15 protein-coding genes are annotated in these 17,784 nt (G+C 33.4%); 5 read left to right on the top strand and 10 right to left on the bottom strand.

The genetic code is table 11. The features are described 5' to 3' along the window. Positions 1–190: 190 nt before the first annotated feature. Both DG435_RS20835 and rpsO read right to left on the bottom strand, forming a co-directional pair. Positions 191–2,377, bottom strand: a complete 2,187-nt coding sequence (locus DG435_RS20835; protein ID WP_234387122.1) for a polyribonucleotide nucleotidyltransferase — start codon at positions 2,375–2,377, stop codon at positions 191–193. 216 nt (positions 2,378–2,593) lie between these two features. Next, entirely contained in the window at positions 2,594–2,863 is a 270-nt protein-coding gene (gene rpsO / locus DG435_RS20830; RefSeq protein ID WP_024772559.1) for a 30S ribosomal protein S15, read from the bottom strand. Positions 2,864–3,028: 165 nt separating this feature from the next. Between rpsO and DG435_RS20825 the strand changes: the two genes are divergently transcribed. Next, positions 3,029–3,856: a hypothetical protein gene (locus DG435_RS20825; RefSeq protein ID WP_106793154.1), complete on the top strand. Its 828-nt coding sequence runs from the start codon at positions 3,029–3,031 to the stop codon at positions 3,854–3,856. Positions 3,857–3,945: 89 nt separating this feature from the next. Here DG435_RS20825 and accD read toward each other — a convergent pair whose 3' ends face one another. The 3 genes from accD to DG435_RS20810 all read right to left on the bottom strand — a co-directional run bounded on the left by accD (position 3,946) and on the right by DG435_RS20810 (position 8,603). Further along, on the bottom strand, positions 3,946–4,803 hold the full coding sequence (accD, locus tag DG435_RS20820) for an acetyl-CoA carboxylase, carboxyltransferase subunit beta (protein ID WP_024772561.1): 858 nt from the start codon (positions 4,801–4,803) through the stop codon (positions 3,946–3,948). Between the two features lie 67 nt (positions 4,804–4,870). Further along, positions 4,871–5,938, bottom strand: coding sequence for a class II fructose-bisphosphate aldolase (gene fbaA / locus DG435_RS20815; protein ID WP_106793153.1), 1,068 nt, complete (start codon positions 5,936–5,938; stop codon positions 4,871–4,873). Positions 5,939–6,122: 184 nt separating this feature from the next. Further along, positions 6,123–8,603, bottom strand: coding sequence for a BamA/TamA family outer membrane protein (locus DG435_RS20810; RefSeq protein WP_369872324.1), 2,481 nt, complete (start codon positions 8,601–8,603; stop codon positions 6,123–6,125). 137 nt (positions 8,604–8,740) lie between these two features. Here DG435_RS20810 and DG435_RS20805 point away from each other — a divergent pair, with 137 nt between their 5' ends. Next, positions 8,741–9,472, top strand: coding sequence for an RNA methyltransferase (locus DG435_RS20805; protein WP_106793152.1), 732 nt, complete (start codon positions 8,741–8,743; stop codon positions 9,470–9,472). Positions 9,473–9,482: 10 nt separating this feature from the next. On the opposite strand, the gene DG435_RS20800 is transcribed toward DG435_RS20805, so the two are convergent. After that, positions 9,483–10,190 carry a porin family protein gene (locus DG435_RS20800; protein WP_106793151.1) on the bottom strand — a complete coding sequence of 236 codons (708 nt, stop codon included), beginning with the start codon at positions 10,188–10,190 and terminating at the stop codon, positions 9,483–9,485. A gap of 54 nt (positions 10,191–10,244) precedes the next feature. After that, a complete protein-coding gene (ubiE, locus tag DG435_RS20795) occupies positions 10,245–10,973 on the bottom strand; it encodes a bifunctional demethylmenaquinone methyltransferase/2-methoxy-6-polyprenyl-1,4-benzoquinol methylase UbiE (protein WP_106793150.1) in 729 nt (242 codons plus the stop codon). A 311-nt stretch (positions 10,974–11,284) separates the two neighbouring features. Between ubiE and trkA the strand changes: the two genes are divergently transcribed. Together trkA and DG435_RS20785 are read left to right on the top strand one after the other, a co-directional pair. Beyond that, entirely contained in the window at positions 11,285–12,634 is a 1,350-nt protein-coding gene (gene trkA / locus DG435_RS20790; protein WP_106793149.1) for a Trk system potassium transporter TrkA, read from the top strand. Position 12,635: 1 nt separating this feature from the next. Further along, positions 12,636–14,132, top strand: coding sequence for a TrkH family potassium uptake protein (locus DG435_RS20785; RefSeq protein ID WP_024772568.1), 1,497 nt, complete (start codon positions 12,636–12,638; stop codon positions 14,130–14,132). 8 nt (positions 14,133–14,140) lie between these two features. Here DG435_RS20785 and DG435_RS20780 read toward each other — a convergent pair whose 3' ends face one another. From DG435_RS20780 to DG435_RS20770, 3 genes are all read right to left on the bottom strand, one after another. Continuing rightward, on the bottom strand, positions 14,141–14,428 hold the full coding sequence (locus DG435_RS20780) for a hypothetical protein (RefSeq protein WP_024772569.1): 288 nt from the start codon (positions 14,426–14,428) through the stop codon (positions 14,141–14,143). 224 nt (positions 14,429–14,652) lie between these two features. After that, a complete protein-coding gene (locus DG435_RS20775) occupies positions 14,653–15,840 on the bottom strand; it encodes a pyridoxal phosphate-dependent aminotransferase (protein ID WP_024772570.1) in 1,188 nt (395 codons plus the stop codon). A gap of 40 nt (positions 15,841–15,880) precedes the next feature. Further along, positions 15,881–16,981 (bottom strand): acyl-CoA desaturase, encoded by a 1,101-nt coding sequence (locus tag DG435_RS20770; protein WP_106793148.1) that lies wholly within the window; start codon positions 16,979–16,981, stop codon positions 15,881–15,883. 138 nt (positions 16,982–17,119) lie between these two features. Between DG435_RS20770 and rsmG the strand changes: the two genes are divergently transcribed. Then, the gene (rsmG, locus tag DG435_RS20765; RefSeq protein ID WP_106793147.1) at positions 17,120–17,749 is read left to right on the top strand and encodes a 16S rRNA (guanine(527)-N(7))-methyltransferase RsmG; all 630 of its coding nucleotides are present in this window, start codon (positions 17,120–17,122) and stop codon (positions 17,747–17,749) included. The last annotated feature ends 35 nt before the right edge of the window (positions 17,750–17,784 follow it).

Raw genomic sequence — 17,784 nt, 5'->3', positions numbered from 1 at the left:
GCATTATTTAAAGTCTTTGTCTTATAGACTGATAGCCTCTAAATGGTTGCGTAACATTAACTTATTTATCCAAATCAATACTTGGTAAAATTTATAAGGAGGGGATGTGTTTGGAATGTAGATTGTGTGTAGTGAAATAAAAAACGCCTTCAAGAATCTTGAAGGCGTTTTGTTAAATAGTATAGAAAAATTAATTTTCTTTTTTATCTCTATGAGGTTTTCGATCTCCTCTTGGCTTATCACCTTCTGGTCTTGGAGGTCTAGGTAATAATGCTTTTCTAGACACTTTTTCTTTACGAGTTCTAGAATCAATTCCGAAATATTTTACGTCAAAGATATCACCCATGTTTACAACATCGCTAACATTCTCTGTGCGTTCCCATGCTAATTCTGAAACGTGAAGTAAAACTTCGTTACCCGGAGCTTCCATATATTCTACTACAGCACCAAAATCTAACATTTTGATTACTTTCACTTCATATACGCTACCAACAGCAGGTTTAAAAGTAATAGAATCGATTTTTGCTAATACTGCATCAATTCCTTCTTGATTTGTACCAAGAATTTCTACATTTCCTTCTTCTGTAACAGGATCTTCATTAATTACTATAGTTGTACCTGTAGTTTTTTGTAATTCTTGAATTACTTTACCTCCTGGACCAATTAAAGCACCAATAAAGTCTCCAGGAATTGTTTTAGTTACCATTTTTGGAGCATGTGATTTCACATCTGCATTTGGCGATGCAATAGTATCTGTTAATTTTCCTAGAATATGTATACGACCATCAGCAGCTTGCTTTAATGCGTTTACCAAAATTTCATAAGAAAGACCTTTTACTTTAATATCCATTTGGCAAGCCGTAATACCATCAGCAGTACCAGTTACTTTAAAGTCCATATCTCCTAAGTGATCTTCATCACCTAAAATATCAGATAAAACTGCATATTTTCCTGTTTCACCATCAGAAATTAATCCCATAGCAATACCAGAAACTGGTTTTACCATTTGTACTCCGGCGTCCATCAATGCCATAGTTCCAGAACATACAGTTGCCATAGAAGAAGAACCATTAGATTCTAATACTTCTGATACTATACGCACAGTATATGGGCAATCAGCAGGAATCATTCCTTTTAAGGCACGTTGTGCCAAGTTACCGTGACCAACTTCTCTACGAGAAGTTCCTCGTATAGGCCTTGCTTCACCGGTACAGAAAGGAGGGAAGTTGTAGTGAAGGTAGAATGTTTCTTCTCCTTCATAAGATGGCATATCAATTTGATTTGCCTCTCTAGAAGTTCCCAAAGTCACTGTTGCTAGTGCTTGAGTTTCTCCTCGTGTAAATATAGAAGATCCATGAGTTGATGGTAAATAATCAACTTCACACCAGATTGGTCTGATCTCATCAGTTTTACGACCGTCTAGACGTAATCCTTCGTTTAAAGTAAGATCACGAATAGCAGCTTTTTCTGCTTTAGAATAATATTTAGATACGAGATCTCCAAAATCTTCAAGTTCTTCTTCAGAATACGTAGCTTTTATTTCTTCTTTTATTTCAGAAAAAGCTAAACCACGTTCTTTTTTAGAAGATCCTGCTTTTGCAACAGCATATACTTTATCATACGCCATTTCATGAATTTTCTTAGCCAAGTCTTCATCTTCTCTTTCCGGATCGTACTCTCTAACATCTTTTTTTCCAAAGGCTTCGGCTAATTTAAGCTGAGCGGCACATTGTATTTTTATATGATCATGAGCGAATTTGATAGCTTCTACCATTTCTTCTTCGCTAATCTCTTTCATCTCTCCCTCAACCATCATTACAGAATCTGCAGAAGCACCAATCATCATATCGATATCTGATTCTTCTAACTGCGCTCTTGTTGGGTTAATGATAAATTCACCATTTACACGTCCTACACGTGCTTCTGAAATGGCACATTCAAAAGGGAAATCAGATAATTGTATTGCTGCAGATGCTGCTAGTCCAGCCATTGCATCAGGCATAACATCGTCATCATGAGACATTAACTGGATCATCACCTGAGTTTCTGCGTGATAATCTTTTGGGAATAGTGGTCGTAATACACGATCTACTAACCTCATTGTTAGTACTTCACCATCACTTGGTCTTGCTTCTCTTTTGAAAAAACCACCAGGGTAACGACCAGATGCTGCGAATTTCTCTCTATAATCTACTGTTAATGGTAGAAAATCGACATCACTTTGTTTGTAATTTGAAACAACTGTACATAATAACATACACTTGCCAGATTGTACAACAACAGAACCATGGGCCTGTTTTGCTAATTTTCCGGTTTCGATAGAAATTTCTCTACCGTCACCAAGGTCAATGACCTCTTTATAAACTTTTGGAATCATAATTTTTTTGATTCTAACGTATCAGTTTTATCATACAGATAAATCCTGATATGTTTAATTAAACATTGGTTTCCGTCTTACTCGGACGGACAAGGTTGTGTTGTTGTAGTAATTGCGCGACCAATGAAAAACTAAGGCATGCATCCGTACTCTAGTGAAGTACAAATGTTTTTTAATTATTTAATATAAAAAAAGAGGCATGCAGCCTCTTTTTTATTACTTTCTTAATCCTAATTCTTTTACAATTGCACGGTATCTCATGATATCCTTTTTAATAAGGTAGTCTAACAGATCTCTACGTTTTCCTACCAGCTTTACCAAAGAACGCTCTGTATTAAAATCTTTACGATTCTTTTTTAAGTGCTCAGTAAGATGAGTAATTCTGTGTGTAAACAATGCAATTTGACCTTCTGCAGAACCACTGTCATTCTTTCCTTTACCGTGCTTTGCGAAGATTTCTTCTTTAACTTCTTTCGTTAAATACATTCCAATATTATTTAAATGATTTTTATGTATAAATAGCTCTTTGCTATTAGCGTGCAAATATAATATTTTTTGGATTAGAAATGCATTTTATATGAAAAAACATAATGCAATTAAACGTTTTGCATAATATATGGTCTTAGTATCGTAACGTTAAAATTAAATATTATGAAAAGTAACTTATTTAAATTTAGTTTAATCGCATTATTTTTTTTGATTTTAGTAGGATGTAATGAAGAAGATACTGAAGATCAATTGGTAACATCTTTTATTACCGAAGAAACAGAACTTAATACCAAGGTAGATAATACGACCGAGGTAATAAGTGATACATTTTTACAAGTGTATGAGTATGAGGAAAGCGCTGTAAAAAGCCCAATACATCCTTTTTTGCCAGACTGTGCAACTATAACCATTGAGATTACAAATACTTCTAAAGAAGTGACTGTAGATTTTGGTGCTGAAGGATGTGAAGTTAGAGGAGGGCATATTGTAAAAGGAAAGGTGAATATGTCATACGTGGTAGATACCGAAGTAATGACAAAGATTATTAACTATACTCTCGAGGACTTTTTTGTTGATGATGTTCAATTTGTTGGGTCTAAAACCATAACCAGGCAAAAAGCTAATGATAATGGTAATCCTCAATATACAATGAATCTTGATTTAACGGTTACCTTTGCTGATGGTACGCAGGCATCCAGAACGGGGTCAAAGGTTCGTGAATGGATCGAAGGTTCTTTTAATGGTAATTGGGGAGATAATGTTTTCTTAATTACAGGCGCCTGGGAAACTAATTTCAAAAATGGAAGCACACATAGTACCACAATTATAACACCATTACGACGAGAGGCGAGCTGTAGATTTTTGGTGAGTGGTGTTGTTGAGTTAGTAAGAACAAATTATAGTGGTTCGTTAGATTATGGTAACGAAGAGTGCGATAATTTAGCAGTATTTACTAATGATAATGGAGAAGAACGTGAGATTCGATTATAACCTGATGATCTACAGGTCTTTGGTGTGATTATATAAAAAGGCCCGACTTTAAGTCGGGCCTTTTTATATATAACTAGATGTATTATATCTTAATTTGCTAAAGGGCGATTTAGAATTAAACTTAGATATAAGTTTATCTTTTGTTTTAGTTCGTGTCTTGGAGTTATAAAATCAAGAAACCCGTGTTCTTTTAAGAATTCGGCGGTTTGAAAACCTTCAGGTAATTCTTTTCCTGTGGTATCTCTAACAATACGCGGGCCAGCAAACCCAATTAATGCTCCTGGCTCTGCAATATTAATATCACCCAACATGGCAAAAGAAGCTGTTGTACCTCCTGTTGTTGGATCTGTACATAAGGATATATATGGTATTCCTGCATCGGCTAATTGAGCTAACTTAGCAGATGTTTTTGCCAACTGCATTAACGATAATGCCGCTTCCATCATACGAGCACCTCCAGATTTAGAGATAATCATAAATGGAATTTTATGCTTTAATGAATAATCAGCAGCTCTTGCGATTTTTTCACCTACAACACTACCCATAGAACCTCCAATAAATGCAAAATCCATACATGCAATAACTAAATCATTACCAAAGGATTTTCCTACTGCTGTTCTTACAGCATCTTTTAAATTTGTTTTTTCTTGTGCGTCTTTAAGACGATCAACATATTTCTTTTTGTCTTCGAATTTAAGAGGGTCTTTTGAGGTAACACCTTTATCAAGTTCTTTAAATTTATTGTCATCAAATAGGATTTCAAAATATTCTTTACTACCTATTCTTACATGGTATCCATCTTCTGGACTTACATAGAAGTTTTTTTCAAGTTGCTCTGCATCTACAATTTTTCCAGTTGGAGATTTATACCAAAGTCCTTTAGGGACATCCTTTTTGTCTTCGGTAGCAGTTTGTATACCTTTTTGTGTTCTCTTAAACCAAGCCATATAATTTTATTATAATTAAAAAAAGCTGAAACTCATTTAAGGAGTTTCAGCTTAAGTTTTCAGTCTTCTATAATGTATTTACATTATTTAAATCCTCGAATGCCTTTTTAAGACGGTTCTTAAAGGTAATTTCTCCTTCTCGTAACCATTTTCTGGGATCGTAATACTTTTTATTAGGTTCTTCTGATCCATCAGGATTACCTATTTGCGTCTTCAGATATTCAATATTATTGGTCATGTAATCTCGAATACCTTCATTAAATGCAAATTGCAGATCAGTGTCAATATTCATTTTAATGACTCCATATCCAATTGCTTCTCTTATTTCTTCAACAGTAGAGCCACTTCCTCCATGAAAAACAAAATCGATGTGGTTATGTTCGACTTCATATTTCTTTGAGATAAACTCCTGAGAATTTTTAAGTATTTTTGGTGTTAATTTTACATTACCAGGCTTGTATACACCATGAACATTACCAAAAGCTGCTGCTACAGTAAATTTATCACTTACTTTACTTAATTCTTCATAGGCGTAGGCAACTTCTTCTGGTTGAGTATATAGCTTAGAATCATCTACATCGCTATTATCTACACCATCTTCTTCACCGCCAGTGATTCCTAGTTCGATTTCTAAGGTCATACCCATTTTGCTCATACGAGCCAAATATGCTGCACAGATCTCGATGTTTTCTTCGATTGGTTCTTCAGATAAATCAATCATATGAGAACTGTACAATGGTTTTCCGGTTTCTTTGTAAAATTCTTCTCCGGCATCTAATAGGCCATCGATCCAAGGAAGTAGTTTTTTTGCACAGTGGTCAGTATGCAAAATTACAGGTACTCCATAGGCTTCAGCCATTAAATGTACATGTTTGGCACCGGCAACTGCTCCCGCAATTGCTGCCTTTTGATCTTCATTAGAGAGGCCTTTTCCAGCATTAAACTGTGCTCCTCCGTTAGAGAATTGAATAATTACAGGAGAATTTAACTCTGCAGCAGTTTCTAAAACGGCATTAATCGAATTAGAACCGATTACATTAACTGCAGGTAATGCAAAAGCTTTCTCTTTTGCATATTTAAAAATTGCCTGAACTTCGTCTCCTACGGCAACTCCTGGTTTGATGTTGTGACTCATAATTTAGTTTTGGTTTATAAGGCTACAAAAATAGTAAAATTATACGGAAACAGATAGGATTAAAATAATCATTGAAACAAGCAGAGTTGTGGTTGTTTTAATTATTATGGATTATTGATTTTTCTTAAAAATAAGATATATAAATGTTTGATGTTCGAATTAAACTATCTGATATGATGAATGGCTAAAAAGGATAATTAATTCCAAAATTATAAACTGCTTCAGAGAAGTTATATCCTTTAAACCACCTTTTGTTTTGATCATTGGCTGGGTTAAAAGTTTTAAACCCTATGTCAAGTCTTAAAACGAAGAAATTAAAATCATATCGAAATCCGAAACCACTTCCTAGAGCAATTTCCCGTACATCATCTAATTCTGAAAAGATAGCATCTTCTTCTTCTACATTGTCCAAAACATTCCAAATGTTTCCGGCATCAACAAATAATGCTCCATGTAATGATCCTAGAATCTTGTATCGGTATTCTGCATTTAGAGCAATTTTCATGTTAGCTTCATTAAACTCATCTCTCCCGCCAGTACTTCCTGGTCCCAGATCATATACTAACCATGCTCTGTTATCATTAGGTCCACCACCAAAGAAACTTCGTGCAAAAGGAATACTATTAGAATTGCCATAGGGAAGTGCAATTCCTCCAAAAGCTCTAAATGCAACCACGTTTTTTCGCCCTAAATCCCAATGTTTTATGTAATCCAATTCTGTTTTTGCATATTGAGAAAATTCTACACCAAATATCTCAAAACGTTTATTAGAATTTTCTTTTAATCCCGATATATTTGAAATTGCACTTAATACATTACCTGCTAACTCGACTTTTGCTCTAAATCTTGAGTAGCTTTCATCATAAAGATTTTCTCTATTGTTCTTTGTGTAGGTATAACTTGAGGCAAAGATTAAGTTGTCTTCGGTTAATCTTACCTTTCTTTCGTTGATATTTCGAATCTCTTGTAATTGATCTGATGTTAGATCAGGATCTGCTGCAGAGCTTAAAGATTCTGCTATAAATCCATTTGCTCCACTAGGTATATGTAATACAGCATTATCTATATTTGGAGTACCAGTATCTGGTTGAGAAAAGAATGGTGAATCTGCCTCTAAAACTTTTGTAGCAATATTATTTAATCTGTTAAATGAAGTGTTGTAGATGTTAAAATAGTTACTAGTATTTAAGTTTCTTACGTATTGTATGTTGACAAGATCAAATTGGTTGGTTAGGATATTGCTAGGTTTCCATCGATAATTAAATACTCCTGTGGCATTTTGTTTATCAAGGCCAATATTTTGCTGAACATTCATTCCAAAAATAAGATTGGTAGTCGGCGACATATGTTTTGGAATAATCTTATGATTTATAAAAGGAAAAACTATTTTAGGAAAAGATAGTTTTACATCTGCTCCTACTTCTGATATATTAAAGAATTTTTGACCACCATCTACTGCATCACTAGAAGATCCAATACTTCCCCGAGCCGAGATTTCTAAAATTTCGGCACCTCCAAAAACATTTCGTATTAAAAGAGATCCCCCAAAACCTATTCCAAAAGCTTGAATATTTGATGTCGATACATCAAAATCTATATTTGTACTGTATTTTTTTCTTGGGGTTAATAAGATATTGGCAACAAGATTTTCTCCAGCCGGATCATTAGGGTCAATATCAAATCGTATGTTAGGATATTTAAATGTTCTTAAATTATTGATTTGATTATAAGTAAATGTTCTGTCTTTATCTCTGAAAATTTCACCTGGAGTAATGAGAACAGAATTTGTAATTGCTTTACGAGTATATTTTATTTTCTCGAAACCGTAAATATTATACCCTTTATACGAAGTGCTATCTTTAGGTTTTTGATTTCGGTTTTGATAAGAATAATCTGTATAAATGTTTACTTTACTTATTTTGTGAACTTTAAAAGGGATTCTAGCGGTAGAATCTCCATATGTTACAGAGCGATTCTTTATAAGTAGATTTAGATTTACTTTATGATCCGTGTTAACAGTATCGGCATCAAATTTTATAAATTCTTTTTCGAAGTGAAATAATCCAGAATTTCGATATAATGAAGTAAGCCTTTCTCTTTCGGTCTCAATATCTAATGTCTTATATTGTTTTCCTGAAATAATTATAGATTTTTGAGCATTTAATTTGTAAATAGAATCAGCAACCTTAGATTCTATTTTTGTTTTTAATGAATCGATGAAATAAGGTTCGTGTGGTTTTACATAATAATCTACAGTTGCAGTTTTATCGTTCTTTGTATTGATCTTATAATCTGCTTCAATATTAAACCAACCGTTATTCCAATAATAAGCTTGTAGTCTTTTTATAGAGCGTTTTACTTTAGATTCATCAATAATTGAAGGAGATTCTCCTGTACTTTTTACCCACTCATTAATACCTGATAATCCTACGCCCAATCTATCTACTTGTTTTTTTGAAAGGAACTTAGTGATTCTTTTTTTTCGCTTAGGTTTCCTCGTTAGCCAATCTTGATATAAAGAATCTTGATTTATTCTTGCTAGATTATATATATGAAGTCTAATAGGGATTCCTAATAGTTTGGTATTTGGTTTTTGATATAATTGATTGTACAGTTTTGGATCCTTAGTTTTAGCGCTATCGACATAAATTTGATTTTTTTTCAAAAGATATTCGTGCTCAGGAACTCTTTTTACCGCATTACACGAAAATAAAAAGATGCTAGTTAAGGTAATTAATAATATTTTTGTCAGAAAGTGTTTCAACCTGTATTCATTCATTGATTCAAAAATACACTATTTGTATGGTTAGCAAAAACCAAAAGAAATTAATAAAGAGTTTATATCAAAAAAAGTACCGAAAACAACATGGATTGTTTGTTGTAGAGGGTAAAAAAGTAATTAGGGAGTTACTTGCTGCTGATCTGAAGCTTCATTCTCTCTTTACTTTAGAGACTGGAATCTTTGATGTTTCTGCGGCATTAGAGTGTCGTGTTACCGAGGAGGAGTTAAAACAGATTAGCTTTTTAACTACTCCGCAAGTTGCATTAGCAGTATTTTGTATTCCAGAAATAAAAAAAACAAACTCAAAAGGTTTGATCTTGGCATTGGATGATGTTAGAGACCCTGGTAATTTGGGAACTATAATCCGTCTTTGTGATTGGTTTGGAATAGAAGATTTGGTATGTTCTTTACAAACTGTAGATTGTTATAATCCAAAAGTTATACAGGCTACAATGGGGTCTATTACAAGAGTAAACATTAGTTATGTGAATTTGAAGAATTATTTAACTTTAGAAACACCAAATTCCAGGATTTTTGGCACTTTTATGAATGGGAATTCTATTTATACCGAGAAATTACCCAAAGATGCTATTGTTATAATGGGTAATGAAGCAAATGGGATCTCTGAAGATATCGAGAATCTTATTAAAGACAGGGTAACAATTCCACAATTTGGATCAGATCAAAAAACAGAAAGCCTTAATGTTGCTACTGCAACGGCTATTGTGCTTAGTGAATTTAGAAGATCTTAACTAAGTGATGTTATTGGAATGTGAAATTTATAAAAATCCCTCTCGTTGACATTTTATCAATAGTCGAAGTATATGGACTATTAGGGTCATTATCTTTTATCAACTCATCAGACATAGCAAATACACCTCTTATAGATGGAGTGAATTTGAAATAGTATAAATATAAATCTACACCAAAACCAATTTCGTAATAATTAGTATTGGTTTTCATTCTAAATTGCCCTACACTATTATCATCGGGATTATCTTCGTTACTAGACAAGTTTATAGAGGTAGAAACACCTCCAACAATAAAAGGTTTAATATTATTGATTCGTTTGGTCGATATTTTTAGTAATAATGGTACATGTACATATGTTGATTTCACTTCTCTTACAGATTCAAAATCTGAAGTGAATTGAGAATTAGAAAACCTTAAATTTCGCGTGTTAAAAGTAACCATAGGTTCTAATCTAAGATCGAAATAATCATTTAGCCTTAGATTCCCTAAAAGACCAACACTAAAACCAACAGATTCATTATGTATAATATCAGTATCTGGTGCATCTGTTGTATAATCAAAATTAAAATCATAAAGATTAAACCCAAGAATATAACCATAACTAAACCTTGGTTTATCAAAGTTTTGAAGGTTCTGTACCTTTTCTTTAGAAAATAACTGCGCACTCATATTTTGAGTACATATTAAAACTACTATTAAGATAAATATTCTTTTCATCTAAATTAAAATTAACCTTTTAATGGTTTAAAACCCTTATTCGTTTTGATACTATTATTTTGTGGCTGTATAAATTGTAGCTACACCAAAAGTTTGGGGATTATCTTTGACTTCTATAAACCCGATTTTTTTCAAAATATTGTTGAAGGCTTCTCCATAAGGAAAAGCTGCAGCACTTTCACTTAGGTAAGAATAAGCAGATTTATCCTTTGAAAACAACTTACCAACAAGAGGTAATATTGTTGAAGAATAAAACTTGTATCCTTGTTTATATGGGGTTTTTGTGGGTATCGAGGTTTCTAAAACTACAAAAACACCTCCAGGTTTAAGAACTCTAAAAATCTCTGAAAGCCCTTTTTCTAAATTTTCAAAATTTCGTACCCCAAAAGCTACAGTTATCGCATCAAAATAATTTTCATCATAAGGTAGATTTTCACTATCCCCTTGTACCATATTAATAATGGTGTCTAATTTTTTTATTGCAATCTTTTGTCTTCCAACCTCCAGCATTCCTGTAGAGATATCAAGACCAATGATTTCTGATGCTCCTGTTTTTGATAGATTTATGGCCAGATCACCAGTTCCTGTCGCAACATCCAAAATTCTTTCAGGATTCGTCTTGCTAACCAGTCGAACTACTTTTTTACGCCATTTTACATCAATGCCAAAAGAAATAACACGATTTAGCCCGTCATAGTTCTCTGAGATAGTATCAAACATCTCGGCAACCTGCTCTTTTTTAGATCTGGTTTTGTCTTTATATGGAGTTATTTTTTCTGACATTAAAAAAATTTAGGCAAATATACATTTTTGATATTGAACTAATCCTGAGTTTTGTTGTTTAAGCAAAAAAATGTGATTTTGTTCTATAATAATGGTTTTTATAAGACATATTTTTTGGTTGTAAAATGATGAAAAATAAAATCATAATTATTAGAATTGAAGTTGGGGGTCATCAAAATTTTACCAGTTAGTCAATTTACATTATCTTTGTACGCTTTTATATTCTAAGACCTTACTTCTAGTTATTTTGAAGTGTAGTATTTAGTCTTAGTTTGATTTTATCTTTAGATGGAAAACAATAAACAAAACCAATGAAAATCATAATCGCCGGAGCTGGTGAGGTAGGATTTCATTTGGCGAAATTACTCTCGTTTGAATCCCAGGACATTACACTTATAGATACAGATAAGGAATGCCTTAATTATGCGGATACTCACCTGGATATTAGAGTTATTAAAGGAGATTCTACTTCAATTGCTATTTTAAAAGAAGCAAGAGTAGATAATGTAGATATGGTAATTAGTGTTACCTCTAGCGAAACAACCAATATTACGATATGTGTATTGGCGAAACAGCTTGGAGCTAAACGAACTATTGCTAGGATTTCTAATACAGAGTTTATAGAAAATAAAGAAGAAGTTGGATTCATTAAATTTGGTATTGATGAGCTGATTTCTCCAGAGGCCTTAGCAGCTAGTGAAATAGAGTTGTTGCTTAGTCAGTCTGCATTTCATGGTAGTTATGAGTTTGAGAATGGCGCACTAACGATGGTGGGGACTACTTTGTCTAAAGAAGCATTATTTGTCGGTAAAACAGTAAGAGAAGCAGCGGACGTTTTTCCAGAATTACATTTTATGCCTATCGCAATTCAGCGTTCAGGAACTCAATATACTTTAATACCAAGAGGAGATACTACCTTTAAAGAAGGAGATCAAGTGTATTTTGTAACTTCAAAAGGTGGAGTAGAAGAGCTGTATAAGTTAACAGGAAAAGTTAAAGAGCAAATCAAAAATGTTATGATTCTGGGGGGAAGTAAGATTGGTTATAAGACTTCTCGCGATCTTTGTGATCATAAGTTTAGAGTAAAACTTATTGAGAAAGACAGGGAGAAATCCTTTGATCTTGCAGATGAACTGCCTAATGCTTTGATTATTAATGGTGATGGCCGAAATGTAGAACTATTACAAGAAGAAGGTATAGATGGGATGGATGCTTTTATAGCTGTAACTGGTAATTCTGAAACCAATATAATGTCTTGCCTGGTGGCTAAGTCTAAGGGAGTGAGAAAAACTATCGCATTAGTAGAAAATATGGATTATTTCCAGTTATCTCATTCTATTGGTATAGATACCTTGATCAATAAGAAACTTCTGGCTGCAAATAATATTTTTAGATTTATTAGAAAAGGGGAGGTTGTAGCAATGACCAAACTTAATAATATGAATGCAGAGCTGTTAGAGTTTATTGTTAAACCTTCATCAGAAGTAAGCGATAATTCAATCAAAGATTTAGATTTTCCTCGTTCTGCTATAATTGCTGGTGTTATTAGAGATGAAGAAGGAATGATCCCGCTGGGAGATTTTTATATTCAGGCAGGAGATAGAGTAGTGGTATGTTGTTTGCCAAAATCTATTAAGAAAATAGAAAAGCTTTTCCTTTAAGATGTATAGATTAAACTATAAGATTATCTCACATATCATGGGGCTTTTATTGCTCTGTAACGGCGGCTTTATGCTAATCGCCACATGTATCAGTTTTATCTATAAAGATGGAGTTACTATAGAAATCATGATGGCGTCTTTAGCTACGATGTTTATCGGGATCATCTTAATGTTTTTAACAAGAGAACATCAGAAAGAGATTAATAAACGAGATGGGTATATTGTTGTAACTTTTGGTTGGATATTCATGTCTCTTAGCGGAACATTGCCTTACTTATTCTCTGGAGCAATACCATCTTTTACCAATGCTTTTTTTGAAACGATGTCCGGATATACTACTACTGGTGCATCTATTCTTAATGAAATAGAGATTATCCCTAAAGGAGTTTTGTTTTGGCGTAGTTTAACACATTGGATTGGAGGCATGGGGATTATTGTGTTGGCTATTGCTATTTTGCCATTATTAGGAATAGGAGGTATGCAGTTGTTTGCAGCAGAGGCACCTGGGCCAAGTGCAGATAAATTACATCCTAGAATTACAGATACTGCAAAGCGATTATGGTTGATTTACTTTGGGTATACTGTTGCAGAAACGATTCTTTTGAAACTAGCAGGGATGAATTTCTTTGATGCTATAAATCATGCATTAAGTACATTGTCTACAGGAGGGTTTTCTACAAAAAATGCAAGTGTTGCCTATTGGAATGATCAACCGCTAATACAATATATTATCATACTGTTTATGTTTTTGGCTGGTATGAATTTTGTTCTTAGTTATTTTGGGTTTAAGGGTAAGATTCAGAAAATTATAAAGGATGAAGAATTTAAATTTTATGCCCTTTCTGTTATTATTTTTACAGTAATAGCTACCCTTGTGATATATAGTAAAGCAGATGTATCTATGTCATCTATTGATCATCCGATGGTGTGGGGAGAGGCAGAGAGTGCTTTTCGTCATGCATTATTTCAAGTGCTTGCGGTAATTACTACTACAGGTTTTGTGAGTGCGGATTTTACAATGTGGACCCCTTTTTTAACAGTTCTTTTCTTTGGAATTATGTTCTTGGGAGGTTCTGCGGGATCTACCTCGGGAGGTATAAAAGTAATGCGGCATTTGATAACTATTCGAAATGGGATTTTAGAATTTAAAAGAACATTACATCCCAGAGCAATCCTTCCGGTAAGGTATAATAGAAGATCAGTCTCTAAGGAAATTGTATTTAATATATTGGCATTTTTTATATTATATATGCTTGCCTTTATTATTGGTTCTGTGGTCTTAGGCGCATTAGGATTAGATTTTGAAACTGCAATTGGAGGAGCTGCTTCTTCTCTAGGTAATGTTGGTCCTGCTTTTGGTAAACTTAGCCCTGTAAATAACTTTGATGTATTGCCTGCCTTTGGGAAATGGTGGTGCTGCTTCCTTATGTTAATAGGAAGATTAGAGCTCTTTACAGTGCTGATACTTCTTACCCCATTCTTCTGGAGAAATAGGTAATCTAGAGTTTATTGCATTTGCCACTCCCAGGTTGCAGAAGAATTTGGCACGATAGCCCATAATTCAGCAACTTTTTTGATGGTGTCTTTTACAGTTCCCTTTATGCTTTTTAGCTCTCTATCTTCAATTAGAAAAATATCTAATATTGATTCATAGTATCTGATATAATTAGCGCTAAACTCTTTTTCTGGTTTAATGTTTAAGATTTCATCATCTGTGTGAGTTACGTCAAAGTTTTCTTTAAAAATTTCAAGAACATTTTTTTTGACGATACGTTCCTTTTCTAGAGTATCCATAACAATTGGTTTTAAGTTGGTTCTTTTTGAATATTTGTTTCTTAGAAAAACTAATATTCGGGATATAGCTAAAGTATAACTCTAATTTCGCTTATTTAGTATAGAAGGCAATTTTAAAAATTGTAAAATAAGGTTAAAATTTACTTAACGTTTACTAAAAAAATATGCCAATACCTTATTTTATAGGCATTGGCATATTTGTAAAAAGTCAAAATCGTTAATTTTTAGCTCACGATTTCTTTAATTCTTTTGATAGCTTCTTTAATTTCTTCTGTACTGGCAGCATATGATATTCTAATACAATTGCTATTTCCAAAAGCGATACCTGTTACTGTGGCAACATTAGCTTTTTCTAATAAGAACATTGAAAAATCTGTAGCATTTTCAATAGTGTGTCCTTGTAATGTTTTACCAAAGTAATGTGAGATGTCAGGAAAAACGTAAAATGCTCCTTCTGGTTCATTACATTCGAATCCTGGAATCTCAGATAACAAACCTAGTATTAGTTTTCTTCGCTCTTTAAATTCATCAACCATATATTGAATTTTGCTAACAGGAGCTTCAAGAGCTGTAATTACTGCACGTTGAGCAATACAATTAGCTCCACTGGTTACCTGGCCTTGCATTTTATTACATGCGCGAGCAATTGAAGTTGGTGCTCCAATGTATCCTATTCGCCATCCCGTCATAGCAAAAGCTTTAGCGACTCCATTAACAGTTACTGTTCTGTTATACATGTCTTCAAATTGAGCCATAGAAGCATGACCGCCAACATAATTAATATGCTCATATATTTCATCACTTACTACAATGATATTAGGGTATTTCTGTAGTACGTCTGCCAATGCTCTTAATTCTTCTTTGCTATAAATAGATCCACTTGGGTTACAAGGAGAGCTATACCATAGCATTTTGGTTTTTGGTGTAATCGCTTTTTCGAGCTGTTCAGCCGTCATTTTAAAATCGGTATCAATAGAAGTTTTTACTTCTACTGGAACTCCACCAGAAAGCTTTACAATGTCACTGTAACTTACCCAGTAAGGACATGGTAGAATTATTTCATCTCCTGGGTTGATATATACTTGAGCAACGTTATAAAGAGATTGTTTTGCTCCGGTAGACACAACAATTTGTGAGCGATCATAAGTAAGACCATTATCACGTTTAAATTTAGTAATAATTGCGTCTTTTAATTCTACGTATCCATCAACCGGCGTATACGAATTGTAGTTGTCGTTTACAGCTTGTATAGCAGCTTCTTTAATAAAATCTGGAGTGTTAAAATCTGGTTCTCCAAGACTAAGGCCAATAATATCTTTCCCTTCGGCTCTTAGTTCACGTGCCTTTGCAGCCATTGCTAATGTAGCTGATGCTTTAAGTGCATTGATTTTGTCTGATAATTGTATGCTCATTTCTGATACTTGTGTGCTCATTTTATCTGGTAAATAAAAATTATGATTGTATTGCAGGCTTCATTCCCATTTCTTTAAGATGTTTAAAATGGGCAATAATAGCTTTCCGCGTGGTTTTGTACTCGTTATATGGTAGATTAAATTCTAAAGCTGTTTGTTTTACAATTTTAGAGATTTTGGTATAATGAATATGACTTATGTGAGGGAAGATATGATGTTCTACCTGATGATTTAAGCCACCGGTAAACCAATTTACTAATCTATTTTTTGTAGAAAAATTAACTGTAGTAAACAGTTGGTGTACAGCCCAACTATTTTTCATGGTTCCTGTATTATCAGGGATCGGCATTTGAGCTTCTTCTACCATATGGGCTAATTGAAATACTACACTTAATATCAATCCTGCAACATAGTGCATTATGAAAAACCCTATTAAAATTTTCCACCATGCGATAGACATAATGATCATAGGAATTACAATCCAGATCAAAAGATAAATGATTTTAGTTATTACTACTGTGCTCCATTGTTTTAATGGACTAGGTAGTTTTCCATAAGAAAGCTTACGGGCAAGATAATTTTTAGTTTGCTTAAAATCTGTAGTCAACGCCCAGTTAAAAGTTAGTAAACCATAAAGAAATATAGAATAATAATGCTGAAACTTATGAAAACGTCTCCATTTTGAATGTTTTGTGAAACGAATCACCCGGCCAGCATCCATATCTTCATCATGACCATGGATATTTGTATATGTATGGTGTAAAACATTATGTTGTACCTGCCAGTTATAAACATTACCTGCCAGGATATACATACTGCCTCCCATTAGGTTATTGATCCATTTTTTTGAGGAGTATGAACCATGATTGCCATCATGCATCACATTCATACCTACACCAGCCATTCCTACTCCCATTACTATAGTGAGCAGTAGCATCCACCATTGCGAAATGTTAAGGGTAAGAATTAAAAAATAAGGAGTTAGAAAAAGAGAAAACATAACGATGGTTTTAATGTGTAATCGCCAGTTTCCTGTTCGTTTAATGTTGTTGTCCTTAAAATATTGATTTACACGTTTGTTCAATGTTTTAAAAAATTTAGCAGAATCTTCTCTGCTAAAACGTATGTTTGGTGCAGTCATGAGCATTGAGGTTTATGATCAAACGAGATTGATCATAATTATATTGGGTAAAGTTAGGTATTTAAATTTTTTTAAGTTCCTAAAAAGAAGTAAAATATCTCATCTTAAGGTGTATTTTTGTGCTTTAATTACTATTTGATGGATATTATACTTAAATACTTTCAGAACCTAACTGAAGAACAAAGATTACAGTTTTCAAAACTTGAAGATTTATATACAGAATGGAATGCTAAAATTAATGTTATCTCTCGTAAAGACATCGAATTGTTATACGAAAGACATATTTTGCATTCTTTGGGGATAGCAAAAATTTTGGAGTTTAAACCGGGAGCACAAGTACTGGATGTGGGAACTGGTGGAGGTTTTCCTGGAATTCCATTAGCGATTTTATTTCCCGAAACTCAATTTTATTTGGTTGATGTTATTGCCAAAAAAATTAGAGTTGTCAATGAAGTGGCAGATGCATTAGATCTAAATAATGTTAAAGCAGAACAGCGAAGAGCTGGTACATTTGATAATCGTTTTGATTTTATTGTAAGTCGTGCGGTCACCAATATGCCTGATTTTGTGAAATGGATCAGAAAAAATATTGCCAAAAAGAATAATCACGAATTACAAAACGGGATTTTATATCTTAAAGGAGGTGATCTTACAGAAGAACTAGCTTTATTTCCAAAAGCTGTAGAACACAAATTATCAGATGTTTTTGAAGAAGAGTTTTATGAAACTAAAAAAGTGGTTTACCTTCCTTTAAAATATAAAGTATAAGGAAAAAGGAGTTTTATAATGGATCTAAAACTCCT

The organism is Aquimarina sp. Aq78, from assembly GCF_900299525.1.
In the GTDB taxonomy this organism is placed as follows: domain Bacteria; phylum Bacteroidota; class Bacteroidia; order Flavobacteriales; family Flavobacteriaceae; genus Aquimarina.
Note: the sequence above shows the minus strand (reverse complement) of the source record. Positions and strands in the feature narration are given on the sequence as shown.

Excerpts from the sequence above, each read along its gene's own strand:
- DG435_RS20770 (WP_106793148.1), bottom strand. The coding sequence starts at position 16,981 with ATGACTGCACCAAACATACGTTTTAGCAGAGAAGATTCTGCTAAATTT.
- DG435_RS20800 (WP_106793151.1), bottom strand. The coding sequence starts at position 10,190 with ATGAAAAGAATATTTATCTTAATAGTAGTTTTAATATGTACTCAAAAT.
- rsmG (WP_106793147.1), top strand. The coding sequence starts at position 17,120 with ATGGATATTATACTTAAATACTTTCAGAACCTAACTGAAGAACAAAGA.
- trkA (WP_106793149.1), top strand. The coding sequence starts at position 11,285 with ATGAAAATCATAATCGCCGGAGCTGGTGAGGTAGGATTTCATTTGGCG.
- ubiE (WP_106793150.1), bottom strand. The coding sequence starts at position 10,973 with ATGTCAGAAAAAATAACTCCATATAAAGACAAAACCAGATCTAAAAAA.
- DG435_RS20805 (WP_106793152.1), top strand. The coding sequence starts at position 8,741 with ATGGTTAGCAAAAACCAAAAGAAATTAATAAAGAGTTTATATCAAAAA.
- fbaA (WP_106793153.1), bottom strand. The coding sequence starts at position 5,938 with ATGAGTCACAACATCAAACCAGGAGTTGCCGTAGGAGACGAAGTTCAG.
- DG435_RS20775 (WP_024772570.1), bottom strand. The coding sequence starts at position 15,840 with ATGAGCATACAATTATCAGACAAAATCAATGCACTTAAAGCATCAGCT.
- DG435_RS20835 (WP_234387122.1), bottom strand. The coding sequence starts at position 2,377 with ATGATTCCAAAAGTTTATAAAGAGGTCATTGACCTTGGTGACGGTAGA.
- DG435_RS20785 (WP_024772568.1), top strand. The coding sequence starts at position 12,636 with ATGTATAGATTAAACTATAAGATTATCTCACATATCATGGGGCTTTTA.
- rpsO (WP_024772559.1), bottom strand. The coding sequence starts at position 2,863 with ATGTATTTAACGAAAGAAGTTAAAGAAGAAATCTTCGCAAAGCACGGT.
- accD (WP_024772561.1), bottom strand. The coding sequence starts at position 4,803 with ATGGCTTGGTTTAAGAGAACACAAAAAGGTATACAAACTGCTACCGAA.
- DG435_RS20825 (WP_106793154.1), top strand. The coding sequence starts at position 3,029 with ATGAAAAGTAACTTATTTAAATTTAGTTTAATCGCATTATTTTTTTTG.
- DG435_RS20780 (WP_024772569.1), bottom strand. The coding sequence starts at position 14,428 with ATGGATACTCTAGAAAAGGAACGTATCGTCAAAAAAAATGTTCTTGAA.